Below are 18,660 nucleotides of genomic sequence, written 5' to 3'. Positions count from 1 at the left end.
CAGAATAATATAACCAAACGAAAAGGCTGTCTCAATTGAGACAGCCTTTTTTAGTGTTAGAAAACAGGTGTTTTTACTTTAAATACCCAGCCATAAATCCTGTATTTTAGCTTATTGTCTTTTATAACAAAAAAGCTATGCCTTGGAATACCCTTGAACAATTATGGAAACGCACTGTTGATCCTCAAAATGCTGATCTCGGTCAAACCAACTGGAACAACGAAATCAAAACCTTGTATCAGCTAGGTATTGGTATGGAAGATGCTTTGCAATTTTTATATTTCGAAAAGCCAGATTATGAATCTTTTAAAATCTGGATCAACAACCGAAAACGTGATATAGTAATTGAACCCGAAGATTTAACCGACAATGTTTTATCCGAAGAAGATCTAGAATTCTGGAACCAAAATGGCTATGTAATCGTTAAAAATGCTATCTCAAAAGAAGACTGCGAAGACACTCAAAAAGCTATTTGGGAATACCTAAAAATGGATCCTAATAAAAAGGAAAGCTGGTACGAAAGCCATGAAGATCTAAAAGGCCTTATGCTTAATTTTTCTGATCATGAAACTTTAAATCGGAACCGTTTTTCGCCAAGGGTAAAAAAAGCGTATGAGCAGCTTTATAAAACCACTAAAATTTACAAAACGATTGACAAGGTAAGTTTTAATCCGCCTGAAACAGAGAATTTTAATTTTCTGGGAAGTCCGCTTCATTGGGACATGAGTTTGAAAAAGCCGTTGAGTTTTGGCCTTCAGGGCTTGCTTTATTTAACCGATTGCGGACCAAATGATGGCGCTTTTCATTGTGTTCCGGGTTTTCATAACCAAATTAATCAGTGGCTTGACGAACTTAAACCTCAAGAGAATCCGAGAGAAAAAGCCTTGCAGACACTGCAGTCGAAACCAATTATCGGGCAAGCAGGAGATTTTATCATTTGGCATCAAGCGCTTCCGCATTGTGCGACACCAAATAATGGTGAAAAACCGCGAATGGTTCAATATCTCACTTATCTTCCAGATGATTATAATGCAGCTGGAGAGTGGATTTAAACCATTCTAGTTTTTCAAACACCAATGCAAGATTTTAGCGATGTTTTTAGCATCATCAATTCCACGATGGTGCGTTCCTTCCAATGGAATATTCAGCAACTGTAGAGCGCCATTCATTCCTGTCGACCTCTTCAAGCCAAACTTCTCGGCAAAATGCTCTTTTACATTGATGTGCTCCTCTCCCATCGGATATGGAATGCCAAACGATTTACACTGTTTTGTCAGCATATTCAAATCGTACTGCCCATAACTTGCCCAAGTGTACAAATCTGGATTGTATTCGTCGATTAGCAAATCAACAGCTTCTTCAAAAGAAACTCCATTTTTATCCAGTAAATCTTGAGTAATAGTTGTCAGTTCAGTACAAAACGGACTAACATGAGAACGTTGTGGCTTTATCAGAATCCCCTTGTTCTTAGAGATTTCTCCCGTCTCAGTATCTAAGACTGCTAATCCGATTTCAATAATTTCATTCTGCTGTCCCCTCGGGACTACGCCTTGCCAACATGTGGCTTCTAAATCGATAATAATAATTTTATCTGTTGTTTTCATTTTTTTAATTTTTAATAATTGTTTTATTTAACCGCAAAGAGCGCAAAGGTTTACGCAAAGGAACGCTAAGATTAGTTTCTCGCTCCCGATAGCTATCGGGATTGCAGATTTGAGCAGATTTTTTTTAATCTTTTTAATCCTTTAATCTGTGGCTAAAAAACTTTGTGTCTTAGTCCCGATAGCTATCGGGATAGTGGCAACTCCCTAGAAAAACATGCTTTTGAAATCTAGAAAGAAGTTTCTTTTCTTAGACTTCTTTTCATGCTTTTCCTTTTTAGCAGATTTCTTTTTTTCAAGAACTGCTTTAGCTTTCTCAATCCGTTTAACTGGTTTTATTTCTTCAGTTTTAGACATTTCGTAGAACTTTTTGAAAGGACGTGGTTCAAAATCAACCAAAATAGCTGCCATGTTTATAGCGTCAATGTTTGACGGATCTGTCTCTCCTTTGAAGAACGTTTCGATAGGTCTGAACTTATCCTTTTTCTCCTTAAACTTATTCTTTTTACTATGATCGAAATCTAAGCCCAATAGGTTGCTGAAAACGTTCAAGTCATCCTTTGTTGGGTTGTTTTCGAAAATCAACCAGCACAAATCACGAAGTTTTCCACGAGAAGGCTTGTACAAATAATCAAAGTATTTACCTTCTTTTTCTATCTCGTATTTTTTTCTAATTGCTTTTTTGTATTTTTCTAGTGTATTGTTTTGCATGGCATTTTTTTTTTGCAATTCATGGGAATCTCAGGAAATCGAAGGTTTTCTGGGAAATCCAATATCACAAAAGTTAAAAAGCACCCTTGCTTTACCAGAGAGAAATATCTCTAAATGATATATATAATTTCCCTAAAATTCACCTTCTCCTTCCATAGGTTAATCAGTTCCAAATCTTTCTTTTTAATTGAGGCAAACGACAGTTCACTTGTCTCGAGTTTATCTGTTTGACCACTATGGTCCGACTTAAATCCTATTTCTTGATTCATCCTTAAATTTTTTATTATTAAACTTAAACTGTTAGTACTTACTACTAACGGTTCCTATTTTTACTTCATTTTTATTCTTTCATGAACAAATATTACAATTGTTCTGCGCAGTTATTTTGCGTACATTTTTCTAAGTTTCTGAGCTGCTAAGATTCTAAGAGACTAAGTTTGCTAAAACTTGTCTGGGAAGCAGGATTCGAACCTGCGACCTCCCGCGTCCAAGGCGGGTAAACAACCACCGTTATCTTCCCAGTTTTTCTCTTTTTCTCTATGCCCCTCTGAGCCTTTGAACCTTTGTACCTAAACAAAAAAAAGCACCCAATTAAAGGTGCTTCATAACAAATACGATATAATTATCCTATTGCCTATATTGATGCACCGACATGTAAAAGCATTCACGGTCCGAAGCCGCGGCTACTAATCCTGGGTTGTGTATGTATAATTTAAAACTCATTTTATTTATTTTTTAATTGTTGTTGTTGTTGTTTTCTGAAACGCTTTGTTTCAATTTTGTTCGGCAAAGATATGATGGAAAAATTCATATTTCCAAATATTTTTTAAGAATAATTTTCTGATTATCAGTAAGTTATACCCAAAATAAAAACAAAGAAATTCCTGTCCGCAAACTGGTGCAGATCTCACTTTTGTATCAAATGACTGTTACTCATCAGATTACTTTCCAAGACTATATCTCTCTATTTTTATTAATCATTAAACATTTTGGTTAAATATTTTTTTTAGTTTTTTTAGTTCTGGTTTGTTTTCTTTATCATTTTATTGTTCTCTTTTGTCACACTGAGCAAAATCGAAGTGCTTTTTAAGCGAAATCGAAAAGCTTTAAAACAAAAAAAGCGTCCTAAAATGAGGACGCTTTTCTATTCTATGATGAGTTTGACTCTAAATACTAGATCATAATTTCATAAAAATACATACGCATCCTGAGCAATTAGCTGGAAAATCTCCTGCTAAACGTTCAAAAAATTGGCTTGATGAATATTTCATATGTATTTTTTTCTATTATTAATTACAGATACAAATGTACTATATTTTAGATTAATTTAACAAAACATACTTAAAATATATTTTTTATAACAAAAATCCCAACAATTAGTATTGTCGGGATTTAACTTTTTATTGAAAGATTTTATCTATTATTAGCACAAGCTTTATAAATCTGTTTCTCTGAAAATGGCGATAACGTTTCTGCCAGATTACGGCTGGTTCTTAAACAGCTCAGTATTTTTTGCCTTAAATTGATATCGTCGCCAAACTCTGTATGCATTAAAAGCTCGAAGATTTCCTGCAAATACAGGGGCTGTTCTTTGTAATCTCCCTCAAACAATTCGTCTGAAAGGAAATTAATTACAGATGGCACTACATCACAATGTGTTGGTTTTTGATTTTCTTTTTGCATAATAGAAAATTTTAGATACGCGAATACCTCGCTTTAGGTGTGCAAAACATTCAAAGGAATGATTTAGGACAGTTTCCTGTTCCTTCACCATGACGAGGTATTCGTTTATGTTAACTTAAAAAAGTTTTAAGGATTTCTCCTTTGATTGTTTTGCATCGCAAAGATATTCTTTTATTTTAAAAAGAAAGAAATAACTTACTTTTTTATTTTTTGGATTTTAATTTTGAGTTTTAGGTTTAAAACAAAGATAGAAATTATTATTGGCGCATGATTATCCTTGTTGTAGAGAATCAACTTTATATTTTCTACACAATAACCTTATTCTATTATTTAAAAGTCTTTTAGAGGCTATCGGAAAAATCTCTTAAACATATTTTTAAATAAGTTAATCAAAATAAGAATCAAAACTATGGCACATTTCTCAGACCAAGTACATATTACAATTGGAGGTTTTACCCAAAACATAATTTATTATGATCTAAAGTTGTCGCAAAAAATGGCAGATCATCATTATTTTTCATTTGTCTGGCAATATACAGGAAAAGCAGTTATAAACCCAGTAGATCAGGCAAAAGCGATAAGAAGTTACAATGGAAATGAAGTTATTTTCACCTTTAAAAGCTTAACAGGCATTAAGCTTATGAGTAAAGGCATCATAACAAAAATAACTTCTATCGATTTAAACGGAAGCGCTGTCAATCTTCATGTAAGCGGTATAAGCCACACTATCGTTTTAGACGACAGACCAAAATCAAGGACATATCTCGAAAGAGGAATGGATGATATTGCCTTAGATATCCTCTCCGAAGGACCAGCTGAGTTTTACCAAAGAGAAGCGATCAGATCAACCTATTTGAAAGAATTCAATTATATGGCTCAGTATAATGAATCTAATTTTAATTTTCTAAAAAGATTAGCTTCTAGATACGGACAATGGTTTTATTTTGATGGTATGCGCATGCAATTCGGACAGCTTAAAAACTCCACAATTAAACTTATAAACGGAGCATCATTGCATAGTTTTAAGATTGAAGTTAATATGAGTGCACACAGCATTTCGCTAAGAGGTTATGATTACAATAATGCCGAAAATATTCAGAAAGCATCTGAGAAAACTTCTAATGGCAGTAAAGATACTTTTGCCGTAAATGTGGGCTATAACCAAAGAACCGTTACACAAACTGAATTGAGTCTGGGTGCTTATACCAATAATGCGCAGACCAGACAGGAACTAGAAGAAATGGTAGAACTGCAAACTGCAGGAAACGATGCAAACAGTGTTTATTATAGTGGAGTATCTTATTTTCCTTTAGGATTAGGACAGATATTTACAATTGTTAACCAAACCGTAGAACATCAGCTTGTTGTTATCGAAGCTATACACTGCTCAGAAGTACACGGAAATTACACCTGCGAGTTCAAAGCCATTCCTTTCGATGTTACTGCACCTCATTATACCGATGTTCATGTTTTTGCAAAAGCAGAAACACAGCCTGCAAAAATAAGAGACAACAATGATCCAGAAGGTTTGGGACGTGTAATAGTTGATTTCTTTTGGGGAGCAGGTAACAAAAAAAGCCAGTGGATAAGAGTTGTACAAAATTATGCAGGTTCAGGAAGAGGTTCGTATTGGAGACCCGAGATAGATGATGAAGTATTGGTAAGTTTTGAGGGAAGCAATGCTCAACGCCCTTATGTCATAGGCTCACATTATAACGGACAAGCGAAACCAGAATTCTTTGACCCAAATAACATGATAAAAGCGATAAAAATGCGTTTTGGACAAATGCTGAAATTTGTTGAAAAAGTAGGAATTATACTTTCTGACCCAAGCGGGAATGAACTGCATATGAATGAGGAGACTAAAAGCACTACTCTAACCGTACCAGAAACTGCAACAATAAGAGCTAAAAATATCATTTTTGAAGCTACGGAAAATATCACCTTTACAGCTGGAACAAATATTTCTGAAAAAGCAGGAATTGATAAGTCAACCACAATTGGAATGATGCACAATGTTAGTGTTGGAGGCAATAGTACGCTAAATGTAACAGGAGATTTTATGGAGTATATTGAAGGGGATTTTAAGTCTACAACAGAAAAAGACAGACATGATAATAGCAAACAAGGACTAAATCATTACACCGAAGGTGATTTGAATAAAAATGCCCAAAAACAAATACAAAATAATAGTGGAGAACAAACCAGACAGAATTAATTATGAGCAGAATAAGATTTGTTAAAGGAACAACCACAATATACACAAAAGGAAATCACTATATGTATTCGCAAGGAAATATTACTTTTAATGCGGGTGGCTTTATTAATGAAACAGCAGAAAATCATTCTTACGGAAATCCTATTGATGCTCCAAATTTTTTACTTGAAGATCGAATAGTTTATGTAAATGGACATTTTTATAATAAAGACGGAACTTTTGAAGGAAAAATTAATGAACCTGATTTCGAAGGAAGTGTTGAAGATGTTTATGTTTGTGATGGAAAATCTACTCAGAAAAATAAAGATGGTTATGATTTTGTTACTTATAATAACACCAAATTATTGAAAGAGAATGATATGAGTATAACACATGAAAGGTTCGTGATTTTAAGCTCAACAGTTTATGGTGAAAGTAGTTTCCCTTATCTTAAAAAGGATGATGAAAATTTAAAATTTGAAATGTTTTCTCTTGCAAGTGTTCATCATAATTACCCCAAAGAAGCTGCTTTTGGAAAAAATAGTAAAGCTGCAAAAGATTTTAGAAAAAAGGAAACACAGGAAAGAAATAATACAAAAATGCAAATTGCGATTGCTGCCATAATAAACGCTTTGACAGACGGTCAAGACTATAGTAACGGAGCACGTTATTGGGATGGTAAAGAGCAAGCCCTTTACTCCGAAGATGACGATAGAGTTCATGATGATGATAAAAATTATGTTATTCATATGAATACAAGAGGTTGGACGATCTTAGATGAGCATTATAAAAGCTGGAAAGATGCTATCGGAACTTCATTTAAAGCTCCACAAAAAAAATATTCACCATCTGGGATTAATAAAAATAAAATAACATACGAATCAACAGCGGTTTGGGGGAGAACAATATTTTGGAAAGACGTTAAATATATTCAAGAAATTAAAAAATAACTAGATGAAGAAACTTACTTTAATTATTTTTCTTTTTATGTTCATAGGTTGTAGCTCACAGTATAAGAATAATGTTATAGTCACGATTAATACTAAACACAAATACTATTTCAAAAAAGAAAAGCTTGTAGCTATAACTTTATCTAAAAAGGATTCTATTTCTTTTAAATACAAAGATACTTTATTACTAAAAGTGGAGAAATATGAGGAAAGCAAGTTGAAAAGTGAAGCTAATTTTATTTATGATTCAAATAACAGAATTAAAGATAGCTATATTTTTTTAGAGGATTACTATGATTACTATGAAAAATTTTACACTAAAATTCCATATAAAAATAAATATAAATTACTTGATCGTGATTTCGTTTATATTGATTCTATTTTAGATGAAGTAAAAGACTGGAAAAAATATAGTAATAATAAAAAAACAACAAAAATATTTGAATTCAAGTTAGATAAGAATGTGAGAATGTTAAATGCTAAATTTTCTCCTTTTATATATGGTACTGTATTAAAAAACTTAAAATTACATGTTAAAGACAATTTTTTAGTTGAAATAGATGCCGTTCTTATTGAAAAACCAGATGGGGAAACTATGTATTATAAAAAATATTTTGAGTACGATAAAGCAGGTAGGTTAAGTTCATCAAAAACTATAAATTTTATTTCTGGAGAAATTGAAGATAGACAAAAGATTGAGTACAAAAGTTGGTAGTTATAGAATCTCCTATATCATGGAATTGTAAAGCTGTTTTCTTTTTTTATCTAAAACAAGATGAAATAGATTTTCGACCTCTGAAACTATAGCACTTGAATCAACAGCTGTTTATTTAGGCACTATTTTTTGGAAAGAATTAAAATCCAGAAAAAAGAAAGTAAATGAAAAAAAATAAACTAATCACTGTTTTTGTCTCACTATTGACTATTTCATGTAAAGTTTCTAATAAAAATTATGTCATAATTCATTCTAATAATAAAGAAACGGAAATCTATCATTATTTTCATGCAAATAATGAAGAATATGCAAGAGTTTATGGTAATAGTAAAGAAAGTGACTCAATTACATTTACATTTGATAACAATGATTTGTTAGTCAACCAATTCATATATAGTCTAGAGCAAAAAAAACGTATTGACGGAGGAAATATACGATATGTAAACTACACTACTTCAATTACAGATATTAAATATTCCCAAAATTCAGATGGATGCATGAATATAAAACCTATTATAAATTTAGATTTTTTAAAAAAAGACAAAGAAATTGAACAAATTATTAAAGAAAACTGTAAAGTTAAGAAGAATAACGAAGAAGAAGACTTCTTTAGTGATTGCGATTTCATCCTTCCTCAATTAAATAAAATTGATTATTTACCTGATAATTCTAAGGTTATTTCTGTTGGAATTATGAAAAATAAAAAAAAACAATTCCAAGAGATTAATTTAAGAGCCAACTATTTTAATAAAAAAATTAATTACAAAAGATACTATTATTATAAAAATAAAAATATTGAAAAAATAAAAACACTAGTTAGAGATAGTATTTCAACAGATACGATTATAGATTGCTATTCTAAAATTAATTTAGATTAAACCGTTTAATTATGTTAGTCTGAAAAAGAATAAAAAACACTATCGAAATGTACAAAATCTATAAAAATAAGATCAGTCGACAGCTCAATATGGTCTGACTATATTTTGGAAAGAAGTTAATATTTCAAAACCCAAAGAAAACATCAAATGATAAAGAATATACTATTTTTAATAATATTTCAAATTAGTATTTGTTCGGCACAGGATAAAAATTGCTTTTGTAATCAAAATAAATTAATGAATAAAAGCAATATAAATTGTGATACAATCAAACTACAGAAGAATTATATTCTTTATTGGCAATTTAATTGCGATCGAATATGGCTAACCCTAGAGAAACCTCATAAATCTAAAATTGCAATTAATGAAGTAGATGTAAATCTATATCCCTATACATATCGATTAGGCTACCAATTAATTAAAGATTACTCAAATAAGTTATTATTTCGAAGTGGTTGTTCAGCAAACGGACCATGTAAATTTATAGTAATTAATAAAAAGGATGGGAGAAAAATAAAAGAATACTTTGACTATAATTAAGATTATCCTTCTAGAATACCTAAAAATTAAGAATTATGAAATTTTCGTTGTGCATCTTTATAATCATTTTATTCTTAATTTCTTGTTCTAAGATTGTAGATAAAAATATAAGCAATAGTCCAAAAGATACCATTAATGCACCAAAAAATAATTTGTTAGAAGAAAAATGTTTGGATCAAGTTAAGGGTTACAAAAATAAATATGGAATTATATTCTCAAATTATTACAGAGACCAACCTATTCCTTTTGATTTTGACAACAATAAAACAATAGATACAATTGTGGTTTTAAAACCTTATTATGAAAGTAGTAATGACGATTGTTTTCCTAATAATTCAGCGTTTGATTTTCCAATACTTTTAATCAGTAAAACAACACATGGAAAAAGTAAAGTTTTTAAAAGTTATAAAAATGCCTTGAATTGTGATACACCTTCTTATTATGAAGAAATAATCACTACTAAATATGGTTTTGTTATCTCCAAAGATATTACGGGAAACAATAGTTTTTATACCAAAACCTATATTTCATTCAAGGATAATGAATTTTATGTGGATAGTATAAATGTTGAGTCTTGGGGATGGAAACAATACAAAAAAACATTAAAATATACTGGCACAAGCTTTCCTCTTTCTAATTTCAAAAGAACAGATATTGACTCTTTAAGAACATTATTAGATAACAATAATCAATAAACAAACACATTTCAATTTTAAAAATAGCTCAACAGGTAAATTATGAGAATAGTAACGTTTTTTTTCTGCCTTTTTTTTAACATGATAATTGCACAGAATAATACATTTAACTTTATTCAAAAGAAAATAGAATCCTGTAGAATACCAATTAATGATTCTTCAAGTGTTTATCATATTCACGAAAATCTATTTAACAACGAAATCAATTTTATCCTAAAAACTGAAAATACAATTACCTCAGAATGCGATACAAAACCACTAATAGAAAAGCTAATTGAAAAATTGAAATTTTCGCAAAATCCAATAGTAGAGATAAATAATTCTGATGTTAAAAATATTGCTATTGGAGATTTTGCAAATCTTATTCCGACTAAGATTGTAGCATCAAAGAGATTAAATTATACAAGTATAATAATCGAAATAAATAGTTTTTCTTATTCGACTGTAGGAAATGGATATATCTATTTATGCTTTAAAGTTGATCAGAAAGGAAAAGTAATTAAGAAAAAAATATTTGATTCAAAACTATCTTTAAAAACTAATCGATACAAGACTATTTTCTGAAACCCGCTAGGAAAACAAACCTAAATCCAAAAAAAACTTTTAGAATTCCTAGTCGTTTCCTCCACTACTTTATCTAAAGCAATTCCTTTAAACTGTGCAATTGTTCCGGCAACATACGGCAGGAAAGCAGGTTCGCAACGGCGTTCGTGGTATTTTTTCAAAAGGCTGTTCGGGACATTTTTAGGAAGCATAAACGGCGCATCGGTTTCAATCATCATTCGGTCGAGCGGTACGTACTGAATGACTTCTTTTAAATGGCTGAAACGTTTGGCATCTGAAATCGCTCCCGTAAAACCCAGATAAAATCCGTTATCGAGATAGGTTTTGGCCTCTTGCAACGTTCCCGTAAAACAATGTACAACGGCTTTTGGCAGTTTCGGCAGATAGTCTTTTGTGATATTCATAAACGAACTAAAAGCGCTTCTTTCGTGCAAAAACAACGGTTTCTGTACTTCAATAGCCAATTCTAATTGGGCTTTATAACATTCTTCCTGTTTGTTTCGGGGCGAAAAGTCACGATCAAAATCGAGTCCGCATTCGCCGACCGAAACCACATGTTTCAGTTCTAATAATTTCCTGAGTTTCGAAATACTCTGCGCATCGAAACTCTTCGCATCATGCGGATGTATTCCCGCCGTAGCGTACAGCACGCCCGGATATTGCCTCGCAATCTTCGCAGATTCTTCGCTATTTCGCACGCTTGTTCCTGTGAGTATCATTTGCGATACATCGGCGTCGAGCGCATCTTGTACGACATTGTCTATGTCGTTTTGGAATTGTTTGTTGGTTAGGTTGATTCCTATGTCTATATAATTCATGTTTTTTTTAAAGTTGCTAAGGTTCTGAGATACTAAGATGCTAAGGTTTTTTCTCTCTGAACCGATTATTTTTTCTTTTAAGATTTTGCAGAGAGAGGAAGCAAGAGGCAAGACTTTCTCATCTTTCCTCTTGGCTCTTTCTTATTTGTCTACTTTTTTAATTTTTAAATTTTGTGTAGAAAAGAAACAAAAGACAAAACAGTCATATCTTTCTTCTTTCTTCTTGCTTCTCCTTAGTCTTGCCTCTTGCTTCTTGCTTCTTCTTAGTCTTCACGGCTTCCATCATCCGCCATTCTAACCAATTTCGGTGTAAACTTCGCCACAACATCTACCAAATCTTTCTGCGCTTCCATAACCTGATTGATATCTTTATACGCCATTGGTGCTTCGTCAAGACCTGCTCCGATAAGCGTAACGCCATGATCTCTCAGGATCGATTTCATTTCGGTTTGTGTGATGTTTTTTATGGCTTGGGTTCTGCTCATTTGTCTTCCTGCTCCATGCGAAGCGGAATTAATGGCGTTCTCCTCGCCTTTTCCTCTCACCAAAAATCCCGGTGCGGTCATACTTCCGGGAATGATTCCCATAACGCCTTTTCCGGCTGGAGTTGCTCCTTTTCTATGTACGATCACTTCTTCGCCGTTCCAAGTTTCTTTCCAAGCGAAATTATGATGGTTTTCGACTTTGGCCAAAATTGTCGCACCCAAAGCGCGTTCCATTTTGTTATGGATAATCTCGTGACAAGCCGAAGCGTAATCTCCTGCCAAATTCATCGCAAGCCAATATTCTTGACCTAATTGCGAATTCATATCTAAATACGCCAAGTTTTTGGCTACTTCCGGAAGTTTACATTCGTCTTTGGCAATTTTAGTATAATGTCCAGCAATGGTTGCTCCCATTCCGCGTGAACCAGAATGCGTTAACAAAGCGACGTATTTTCCTTTTGGAATATTCAAAACCGTATCGTCTTGCGCAAATTCCATAATTCCGAACTCCACAAAGTGATTTCCTCCACCCGAAGATCCTAATTGCGACCAAGCTTTATCTTTCAGGTTCTTCACAAACGGATTCATATTGAAAGTTTCGTTCTCCAAAACCGCATGATCAGATTTGTACTGACCGTGAAATCCGTGACCTGCTCCGAAAATAGAATTCGCGATTAATTCTTTTTTGAATTTAGCTTCGTTTTCAAAGTAAAAATCTTCTGGAATATCATAAACCGACAACGCCATTCGACACCCAATATCAACTCCAACTCCATACGGAATAATGGCATTTTTTGTGGCTAAAACACCGCCAATCGGTAATCCGTAACCTTGGTGCGCGTCTGGCATTAAAGCTCCAGCAACCGTCACAGGAAGTTTCATAGCGACCTCCATTTGCTTTCTGGCACCGTCTTCGATATGATCCAATCCGTAAGCCGAATACGCATTCGGATTCTGATTTAAAGCAATGAAATCTTCTGGTTTTTCATTCGATTTTTCGATCAAAGCCACAGCCAGTTTACTGAAGATTTTATCGTCAATATAGTTTTCTGGAGTTTCTAAGACGTTTTTGTAATGAGCGATCATTTCGTCTCTTGTGAATCCGTTTCTTTTGCTGTTTATTTTTAAGGCAATCCCTATTATTTTTCCTTCTGGGAATCCTAATTCTAATATATCTGTACCGTTTATTTGTGTTTTCATTTTTTTTTCTTTTTTAAGGGACAAAGTGCCAGAGGTTCATAGGTGCAAAGGTTTAATTTTAGTACGCAGTTATTTTGCGTAGATTTTGTTTCACGCAGATTTTGCAGATTTAAGCAGATCTAAAAGTTTTTTTTTTGATAAATAATCTGCGCTAATCTGCTAAAATCTTTTTAAATCTGCGTTAAATATTAAAACCTTTGTCACTTTGTTACTATGAATCTTTGCAACTTAATCCACCAACAATTGTGTAACAACCGCTGGATTCATAGCCCATTGCGCTGTATACACCTCATCAGCGATTTCATTTTCGGTGATTGTTAAACCTTGAGCTTCTGCTTTTAATTGTAACAAATTACCAATATTCAATTTGCTGTTTAGTTTTGCCAATAGCGCCTGAACTCCTTTGAAGTCCAATCCGCCTACAACCTGACCTCCGAAAGTCATCTCTAACCAAACGATTTCTCTTTTGGCTACATCCAACACTCCAAAAACCAAACCTTTGGCAACATTCTGCGTCACACCAACCTGATGATCTACACACGACGGATCGTACGCCACACCAGTTTTCTCCGAAATTTTCATCGGGTGTTTGCTGTTCATCCAACCTACAACCAGATTTGGCGTAATACTTCCGTTGCTGTAAGCGTTGCAAGTAAAAGTTACAAATTTAGCGTTGGCTTTCGCCAATTCGTCGATGTTGATGTTGATATATTCCGCAGTTCCAATTTTATTCGGAATGCTTCGGATATCACCACTATGCTGACAACCTGTAGTCGTCAATCGGCTGAAAGAACAAATATCTGAACGGTCTTCGTAGGCAATATGACAGCTCAAATCCATATCCAAATGTTGCGCTGGCAAATCTTTACCCCATTGCATAAACAATCGCAATTCGTTTCCTTCAACTGGGAAACGTGTTCCCATTAAAGCAACTGGCAAATCCTGAACTGTTTCGCTTCGATCTCCTATAGAAACCGGAATGTTAAACAATTGCGGATCGATATAGATTGTTTTGTTGGTGTTCGCAATTTTCGCAAATCGTTTTTTCATGGCTAAAAGACATAATTCTTCGATTTGATTTTTCATTGCTTCCAACTGAAAATCTTCGTATAATCCCAACAACTGATTTGCACTAATTCGTTTGTTTGTTCCACCCAAAGGTTTCACACTTCTCTGCATGTTTTTATCAAAATAATTTTGAGCATACATATTCAAAGTAAACACCAATCGAGCTGGAACTTTATCGATGATTTCTTCAAAATGAGCAACAGTTTCCTCTGCTCCAAACCAAAGCATATTCGAAAATAACGAACGAGCAAATAATCCTGGACGCTGTTTTAATAACGCAAATGTTTTATCGGCATCAAATTTCAGTCTTGACGAATCTACTTTGCTTTGCCAAACATCATAGACTTGGTTGTAGAATACATCCATTAAAAAGTTCAATTTCTCAAACCCTTTTCTTTTGCTGTATTCTGCCAAACGTAACGCTCGGATAAAACGAACCCACATTCCTCTTTTTGGATGCATCGTTTCGCACATAGCTTCAACATCCATATCCATATTATTCAACCAGTTTGCCACCATTAAACATTCTTTTCGGGAATATTTTAGTTTCAAATCTTTTTGAGATGCAATTCTCGCCTGAACGCTTGTATCTAAAACATTGTGGAAATGCTGCGCATTTTTTGATGTTCTTTTGATAATCGTTTTTGGCTCAATAATCTGAAGCATTCCTGTATTTTTATACCATAAGTATCGTAAGATATCTGTAGGCGTTTTCAAAAACTGAGACGCTTCGGCTTCTTTACCATTTTCAATCAAAAGATCAATAACTATCATTAAAGTTTCCTTCATTGCCACTTCGGTTTTTGGTAAAGGCAAATATTGCATCGCCATTTTTAAACTATCTACCTGAGTAGCGTCTAAAGCGGTTTTTGATTGCAATAACGATATATAGAAATCATTTAAATCTTTTTCTGACCATAATTCCAGCACTTTCAATTTGCTACCTTGTCCGATATTTTCCAGTTTACCGAATTCAAACGGAGTTCCGCAGAACGGACAACCGTTGTATCTTTCTAATGGAAAAGTATTGTCTGGGATAATATGACCGCATTGTAATTTAGTTCCGTTTTTAGTCTGGAAAATATTTCCGAAAAAAGTGATGATATGATCTACAACAGATTCGTTTGTTGGAACATTCCATTCTTTTACCAAAGGCGTCCAGTTTTTATCTGTCCCTAGAACTTCTCTCAAAACTTCTAAAACCTCGATTTTATAATTCGGGCTTACATTGTTTAAAGCATGAAGCAATGATTCAGAAAATGTAAATCCAAGTTTAGAAACATTGGCTAACAAAACTGAAGTTGTTCCTGATAAATTTTTAACATCATTCGTAATCATTTCTGACGGAACGAAAATGGCATTTTGGCGTAAACTGATTTTTAATAATTCTTTTGTTTTCATTTTTTTTAATTTTTAAAATTTAGATAATTGTGCTTCTAGTTCTACCCAAAAGATTTGAAGTAAGAAACACTTGACCTGAAATTTGACGATAATTGATTAACTAAGCTAAAATGGAGCGGGCTACCGCGAAAGAAGTAAGTTAATCTTGACCCTCGTTTTTTATTAATGATAATTTTAAAACTTAATAACCAGCAACCTCCTTTCGGAAGTTAGGAGTCGAACCTAAAGAAGTAAGTTTTAATTGACCATTAATTGTGGAGCAGGTGGGATTCGAACCCACGACACGGACATTAAAAGTGTAAGAAGTAAATTTTGATTGACCTTTTGATTGATAATTTCAAAACTACCTGCTCTACCACTGAGCTACTGCCCCAATTATGATTGAAAAATAAAAAGGTAATGGTGTAAGTGTGTACGTGGAAAGTGTTTCGAAGTAACTCAAACTTGACCTGTTTTATTCTTTTTTTTATTTCTATGAACGTTTGTTTTATTTCTTGAACAAAGATTTTAAAACTAGTACGCAGTTATTTTGCGCAGTAAAATTTTTGTTTCATTTTTAAGAAATACTGTTTGTTTTATTTCTTGAGCAAAGATTTCAAAACCACTACGCAATTATTTTGCGCAGTAAAAAAAGAATTTTAAATTTGAGTAAAAAACAAGATGAATTTAAAAGAAATTTATTCTGATTTACTCTCGAATATTGGCTTTTCAGCAAATGAAATTCAGCAAAACTGGCTGGATTTAGAAAAGGCATATTCCAAAAAATCAAGACATTATCACAATCTTACGCATTTAAAAGAAATGGTTGATAGTTTTGAAATTTACAAAGACAAACTTCAAAAACCAGATGAAATATTATTTTCGATTTTTTATCATGATTTTATTTATTCGGCATCCAAAAAAGATAACGAACTCAAAAGTGCTGAATATGCTTTGTCAATTCTATCTGAAAATAGCATCCTAAATAAACAATTAGTTTTTGATGCAATCTGCGCCACACAGCAACATCAGCAAAATGCAATTGAAGATATTAATTGGCTAATCGATTTTGATTTGAAAATCCTCGCTAAAGATTGGGACGATTATCAAATCTATTTCGAACAGATTAGAAAAGAATACCGCATTTATCCTGATTTTCTCTACAAACCCGGGCGCGCGAAAGCGTTGAAGCATTTTCTGGAAAACGAGTTTATTTTTCAAACCAATGAGTTTAGGAATTTATATGAAGAAAAAGCGAGAATTAATATTGAAAAAGAGATTTCATTATTAATGTAGAGACGCAATTCATTGCGTCTACACAACGAATATATCTACAATGTAGATGCACAGCCAATGATTTTGCACAACGAATATCCACAACGAATATCCACAATGTTTAGACGCAATGAATTGCGTCTCTACGTTTAAACAACGCAACCAATGTCACAAAACAAAAACGCCTTAATTCGGTACAAGACAATCGATAAATGCCTTCAAAATAAATACAGGCAATGGACACTCGAAGATTTAATCGAAGAATGTTCTGAGGCATTATTTGAATATGAAGGACGCCAAAATCCAATAAGTAAACGAACAATACAAATGGATATTCAGCTGATGCGAAGTGAAAAATTGGGTTATAATGCACCAATCGTGGTTTATGATAAAAAGTATTATAAATATGAAGACGAAGATTTTTCGATAACCAATATTCCGCTGACAGAAACCGATATGAATGTTTTGACAGAAACCGTTTCCATGTTGAAGCAATTTAAAGATTTCTCCTTATTTAATGATGTCTCGGATATTTTGCAGCGATTAGAAGATAAAATCTATGCTGAGAAATCGCATACCAAACCCGTTATTTATCTGGATAAAAATGAAAAACTAAAAGGACTGCATTATTTGGATGAAATATATCAGGCAATTATCAAAAAGATGGTTCTGATTATTACTTATAAATCTTTTAAATCTGCTGAAGAGACGAAATTCCATTTTCATCCTTTTATCTTGAAAGAATTTAATAATCGCTGGTTTTTAATCGGAAAGAAAAAAGCATCACAGCCTATTACCAATTTGGCTTTGGACAGAATCATTTCTATTGACTACGATTTTAATCATCCATACTTAGAAGAAGATTTTGATGCCGACATTTATTATAAAGATGTAATTGGCGTTACCGTAAATTCAGGTTTAAATGCAAGACGTATTGAATTATGGGTCGATGCTTCGAATGCGCCTTATGTACTTACCAAACCTTTGCATACTTCTCAGCGATTAATCAAAGAAAATGAAGACGGCAGTATTATTATACATATATATGTAGTACCAAATTATGAAATGGAACGTCTTCTGTTAGGTTTTGGAAGCTGTTTGGAGATTTTAAGACCAGAAGGTCTTAGAAATCGTATGAAAAAGATACTTCAAGACGCTATTTCACGCTATGATCCAAAAGAAACGACTGAAATAAATGCATAATTTTTTACAGAATACAGAATTAAATGCGTTTTAAAAACTAAAAAAAGATTTTTACAGCATTAAAAATGTTAAAATCTAAAAAAAGAATAGTATATTACACTTAAAATAAACAACCAAAACCCTCTAAATCAGGGATATTTTATAACTAACCAAAAAATTATTGAAAAATTATATGCATGCATAGTATTTTTTAATTATATTTGAAATCGATATAGTTACCTATGAAAGACAAAACGATAGATTATATTTTGAGAGCAACATGGCAAGCTGTTTCAAGAATGTATAATGAAGAAGCTGCTAAATACGATGCAACAATGGCAACAGGATTTGCTCTTTTAAGTATGGACAAGGAAGAAGGAACTCCGTCAACGGCTCTCGGCCCAAGAATGGGAATGGAAGCCACAAGCTTAACAAGAACCTTAAAATCTATGGAAGAAAAAGGTTTGATTGTTCGCAAGAAAAATCCAAGTGACGGTAGAGGTGTTCTAATCTATCTTACCGAATTTGGAAAAGAAAAAAGAGATTTATCTAAAAATACAGTTCTAAAGTTTAATGAAACCGTTAGAAAACATGTCTCAGAAGAAAAACTGAATCATTTTATTGAAGTTTCTGAAATCATCAACGAACTGATTCACGATAAAAACATATTTAATCAAACAGAAAACACAGAAGAAAAGTAATCAATTTTGATAGCCCT

The 18,660-nt window shown here is 33.0% G+C and carries 16 protein-coding genes and 2 tRNA genes; 10 read left to right on the top strand and 8 right to left on the bottom strand.

The genetic code is table 11. The features are described 5' to 3' along the window. The first annotated feature begins 137 nt into the window (after positions 1-137). Positions 138-1,052: a phytanoyl-CoA dioxygenase family protein gene (locus tag FF52_RS20360; protein ID WP_008468553.1), complete on the top strand. Its 915-nt coding sequence runs from the start codon at positions 138-140 to the stop codon at positions 1,050-1,052. 6 nt (positions 1,053-1,058) lie between these two features. On the opposite strand, the gene FF52_RS20355 is transcribed toward FF52_RS20360, so the two are convergent. From FF52_RS20355 to FF52_RS20340, 4 genes are all read right to left on the bottom strand, one after another. Beyond that, positions 1,059-1,604, bottom strand: a complete 546-nt coding sequence (locus tag FF52_RS20355) for a 3'-5' exonuclease (protein WP_008468551.1) — start codon at positions 1,602-1,604, stop codon at positions 1,059-1,061. A 204-nt stretch (positions 1,605-1,808) separates the two neighbouring features. Next, positions 1,809-2,312 carry a hypothetical protein gene (locus tag FF52_RS20350; RefSeq protein ID WP_008468549.1) on the bottom strand — a complete coding sequence of 168 codons (504 nt, stop codon included), beginning with the start codon at positions 2,310-2,312 and terminating at the stop codon, positions 1,809-1,811. A gap of 450 nt (positions 2,313-2,762) precedes the next feature. Further along, positions 2,763-2,834, bottom strand: a tRNA-Pro gene (locus FF52_RS20345). Between the two features lie 891 nt (positions 2,835-3,725). Beyond that, positions 3,726-3,995 carry a hypothetical protein gene (locus FF52_RS20340; protein ID WP_008468547.1) on the bottom strand — a complete coding sequence of 90 codons (270 nt, stop codon included), beginning with the start codon at positions 3,993-3,995 and terminating at the stop codon, positions 3,726-3,728. A gap of 409 nt (positions 3,996-4,404) precedes the next feature. Between FF52_RS20340 and FF52_RS20335 the strand changes: the two genes are divergently transcribed. The 6 genes from FF52_RS20335 to FF52_RS20305 all read left to right on the top strand — a co-directional run bounded on the left by FF52_RS20335 (position 4,405) and on the right by FF52_RS20305 (position 10,534). Then, on the top strand, positions 4,405-6,213 hold the full coding sequence (locus FF52_RS20335; protein WP_008468544.1) for a type VI secretion system Vgr family protein: 1,809 nt from the start codon (positions 4,405-4,407) through the stop codon (positions 6,211-6,213). Positions 6,214-6,215: 2 nt separating this feature from the next. After that, a complete protein-coding gene (locus FF52_RS20330) occupies positions 6,216-7,142 on the top strand; it encodes a hypothetical protein (RefSeq protein ID WP_008468542.1) in 927 nt (308 codons plus the stop codon). Positions 7,143-7,146: 4 nt separating this feature from the next. After that, positions 7,147-7,857 (top strand): hypothetical protein, encoded by a 711-nt coding sequence (locus tag FF52_RS20325; protein WP_008468540.1) that lies wholly within the window; start codon positions 7,147-7,149, stop codon positions 7,855-7,857. A gap of 164 nt (positions 7,858-8,021) precedes the next feature. Further along, positions 8,022-8,735 carry a hypothetical protein gene (locus FF52_RS20320; protein ID WP_008468538.1) on the top strand — a complete coding sequence of 238 codons (714 nt, stop codon included), beginning with the start codon at positions 8,022-8,024 and terminating at the stop codon, positions 8,733-8,735. A gap of 575 nt (positions 8,736-9,310) precedes the next feature. Further along, complete coding sequence (locus tag FF52_RS20310; protein ID WP_008468534.1) at positions 9,311-9,970, top strand: hypothetical protein; 660 nt, start codon at positions 9,311-9,313, stop codon at positions 9,968-9,970. Between the two features lie 81 nt (positions 9,971-10,051). Further along, complete coding sequence (locus tag FF52_RS20305) at positions 10,052-10,534, top strand: hypothetical protein (RefSeq protein ID WP_035692022.1); 483 nt, start codon at positions 10,052-10,054, stop codon at positions 10,532-10,534. Between the two features lie 20 nt (positions 10,535-10,554). Here the strand turns inward: FF52_RS20305 and FF52_RS20300 are convergent, their stop codons facing one another. The 4 genes from FF52_RS20300 to FF52_RS23695 all read right to left on the bottom strand — a co-directional run bounded on the left by FF52_RS20300 (position 10,555) and on the right by FF52_RS23695 (position 15,879). Continuing rightward, positions 10,555-11,352 carry a TatD family hydrolase gene (locus FF52_RS20300; protein WP_008468530.1) on the bottom strand — a complete coding sequence of 266 codons (798 nt, stop codon included), beginning with the start codon at positions 11,350-11,352 and terminating at the stop codon, positions 10,555-10,557. A gap of 263 nt (positions 11,353-11,615) precedes the next feature. After that, complete coding sequence (locus tag FF52_RS20295) at positions 11,616-13,037, bottom strand: RtcB family protein (RefSeq protein WP_008468527.1); 1,422 nt, start codon at positions 13,035-13,037, stop codon at positions 11,616-11,618. 228 nt (positions 13,038-13,265) lie between these two features. Continuing rightward, positions 13,266-15,506, bottom strand: a complete 2,241-nt coding sequence (locus tag FF52_RS20290) for a hypothetical protein (RefSeq protein WP_008468525.1) — start codon at positions 15,504-15,506, stop codon at positions 13,266-13,268. A 255-nt stretch (positions 15,507-15,761) separates the two neighbouring features. Next, a tRNA-OTHER gene (locus FF52_RS23695) sits at positions 15,762-15,879 on the bottom strand. Positions 15,880-16,166: 287 nt separating this feature from the next. On the opposite strand from FF52_RS23695, the gene FF52_RS20285 reads away from it, so the two are divergent. The 3 genes from FF52_RS20285 to FF52_RS20275 all read left to right on the top strand — a co-directional run bounded on the left by FF52_RS20285 (position 16,167) and on the right by FF52_RS20275 (position 18,643). Beyond that, positions 16,167-16,781: a hypothetical protein gene (locus tag FF52_RS20285; protein WP_008468523.1), complete on the top strand. Its 615-nt coding sequence runs from the start codon at positions 16,167-16,169 to the stop codon at positions 16,779-16,781. A 144-nt stretch (positions 16,782-16,925) separates the two neighbouring features. Next, positions 16,926-17,963 carry a helix-turn-helix transcriptional regulator gene (locus FF52_RS20280; RefSeq protein WP_008468522.1) on the top strand — a complete coding sequence of 346 codons (1,038 nt, stop codon included), beginning with the start codon at positions 16,926-16,928 and terminating at the stop codon, positions 17,961-17,963. A 221-nt stretch (positions 17,964-18,184) separates the two neighbouring features. Further along, complete coding sequence (locus tag FF52_RS20275) at positions 18,185-18,643, top strand: MarR family winged helix-turn-helix transcriptional regulator (protein WP_008468520.1); 459 nt, start codon at positions 18,185-18,187, stop codon at positions 18,641-18,643. Positions 18,644-18,660: the final 17 nt, after the last annotated feature.

This window comes from Flavobacterium sp. F52 (assembly GCF_000278705.1).
Taxonomy (GTDB): Bacteria; Bacteroidota; Bacteroidia; order Flavobacteriales; family Flavobacteriaceae; genus Flavobacterium; species Flavobacterium anhuiense.
Note: the sequence above shows the minus strand (reverse complement) of the source record. Positions and strands in the feature narration are given on the sequence as shown.